The organism is Deinococcus rhizophilus, assembly GCF_030271215.1.
Lineage (GTDB): Bacteria > Deinococcota > Deinococci > Deinococcales > Deinococcaceae > Deinococcus > Deinococcus rhizophilus.
In genome coordinates this window covers 1-1,874 of sequence record NZ_JASNGB010000297.1, presented here as the reverse complement: position 1 = coordinate 1,874, position 1,874 = coordinate 1, and the positions used below count along the sequence as shown (strand labels likewise).

The 1,874-nt window shown below is 72.7% G+C and carries 2 protein-coding genes; both read right to left on the bottom strand.

Translation table 11 applies throughout. The annotated features are described in order from the left end of the window. Positions 1–162: 162 nt before the first annotated feature. The gene (locus QOL99_RS16760; protein WP_285525517.1) at positions 163–879 is read right to left on the bottom strand and encodes a YqjF family protein; all 717 of its coding nucleotides are present in this window, start codon (positions 877–879) and stop codon (positions 163–165) included. Between the two features lie 90 nt (positions 880–969). Then, a partial coding sequence (locus QOL99_RS16755; protein WP_285525516.1) for a HAMP domain-containing protein occupies positions 970–1,874 on the bottom strand: 905 nt, incomplete at its 5' end.

Below are 1,874 nucleotides of genomic sequence, written 5' to 3'. Positions count from 1 at the left end.
GGCTGGGTCAGGTCCGCGATGCCCAGGGCGACCGCGAGCTGGCCCAGCGCACCTACCGCGCCGTGCTGGCGCTGGGCTACGCGCCTGCCGTGGCCCGCGAGACGGCCGAGTCGGGGCTGCGCGAGCCCTTTCGGCTGGAAGGTGCCCCGTAGCCTGACCCCCCTACCGCACCCGCTCCAGCCACCAGGCCCGCACCTCCAGGGACTCGGCGTGCAACAGGTGGGGTTCTCCCTCCAGGGTGATTCCCAGGGCGTCCGCGAGGGTGTTCTCGGCGACCTCGGCCTGGGCGCGGCGCAGGGGCCAGGCGGCGTGGTCTACCCGTCCCCGGTAGACCCGTCCCCGGGCATCGGCGCTGTAGAGCGCGTGGCGGTCGGTGAGCCACGCGTCCAGGCTGTCCGGAGCGGGCGTCAGGGCCGGGCCGACCGGGCGGTACGCGGCGGCGAACCGGGCCGGAGGCTGGCCCCGGTGGGCGCGGAGGCTGGCGTAGCGGGTCACGTCTCCTTCCCGGTGCACCCACATTCGCGCGTCGAAGTAGGGCAGGTGAAAGAAACGGCGGGCGAGCCGCACGGCGAGCGGCTGCGCGGCATCCAGGCTGTAGAACCAGACGCCGGGCACCCCGTCCACCGTCACGTAGGTCCGCAGGTTCAGCTCGGGAAAGGCGCTCAGGCCCGGAACGTCGGGGACGAAGCGGGGCGAGGTGCCCGTCATGCGGAAGGGGACGGCCCCCAGCCACGCCCCACCGTCTCGGGTGTGCGGCTCGACCCCGCTGGGCAGCGTCTGGGCGATCAGCGCCGGGTCGACCTGCCAGTGCAGGAAGCACAGGTCCTGCCACGTCATCTTCAGCACCCAGGGTCGGCCGGGAAACGGTGATTGCGGCATGAACAGAGCCTACGGGCGGGAGCCACTCCAGAACGTAGAAGGTCACCCCTCCGACACGCGGAGGGGTGGGAAGAAAGGAGGTGGCCGCCCTCAGGCCCGCTTGCGCCGGCGCAGGCGCTCCATCGCCGACTCGAGGCTCAGGCGCATGCGTTCCAGGGCCTGCGCGAGGTCGCCGATCTCGTCGTTGCGGTCGGCCCGCACCGGCTGGTCGAGATTGCCCATGCTGATGGCCTCGGCGGACTTCACCAGGCGCTCGATCGGCTGCACGATCCGGCGGGTGGCCCGCAGGGTCAGGGCGGCTGCGGCCAGCGCCGCGAGCAGCGAGATCCCCAGCACCAGCAGCAGCGTGTTGCGGAGCCGGGCGTTGGCCTCCGTGCTGTCCACGCCCACCGCGACGCGGTAGAGCAGGTTGCTGGAACGTTCGGAGGCGTCCACCGGGGTGCGGCTCCCGCCCTCGCCCTCGGCCACGCCCAGGCGGCTCACGACGAAGGTCTCGTTGCCGCCGCGCTGGTTGTCCTCGTCCTCGGCCAGCGCCCGCAGCTCGCGGGCCTGGGCCGACTCGCCCGCGCCGACCTCCTCGAGTTGCGCGAGCTGCTCGCGGTAGGCGTCGGCGGGGGTGCCCCGGTTGACAAAGGTGCCTGTCTGGGGATTGGTCTTCACGAACTCGGCGACCCGGCCCTGCAAGCTGCCGTCCAGCCCCGGATTCTGGCTGCGGAAGTAGACCGTGCCGTCGGGCAGCTCCACCTCCACGAAGCCCACCGCCGAGCGCTTGAGCAGCGCGTCGAGCTGCGAGTTCACGGTTTCCTGGTCGCGGGTGTCGAGGCTGGTTCCCACCGCGACCGCCACCGCCTCGGCGTTCTGGCGGATCAGGCGTTGCTGTGCGGCAGGAAGCAGCACGGCCAGCGAGAGCAGAGACAGGCCTGCCGCCACGCCCAGCGGCGCGACCGACGCCACGATCAGCTGCTGCGCGAGGCTGCGCCGCCGCCCTGCCGGAG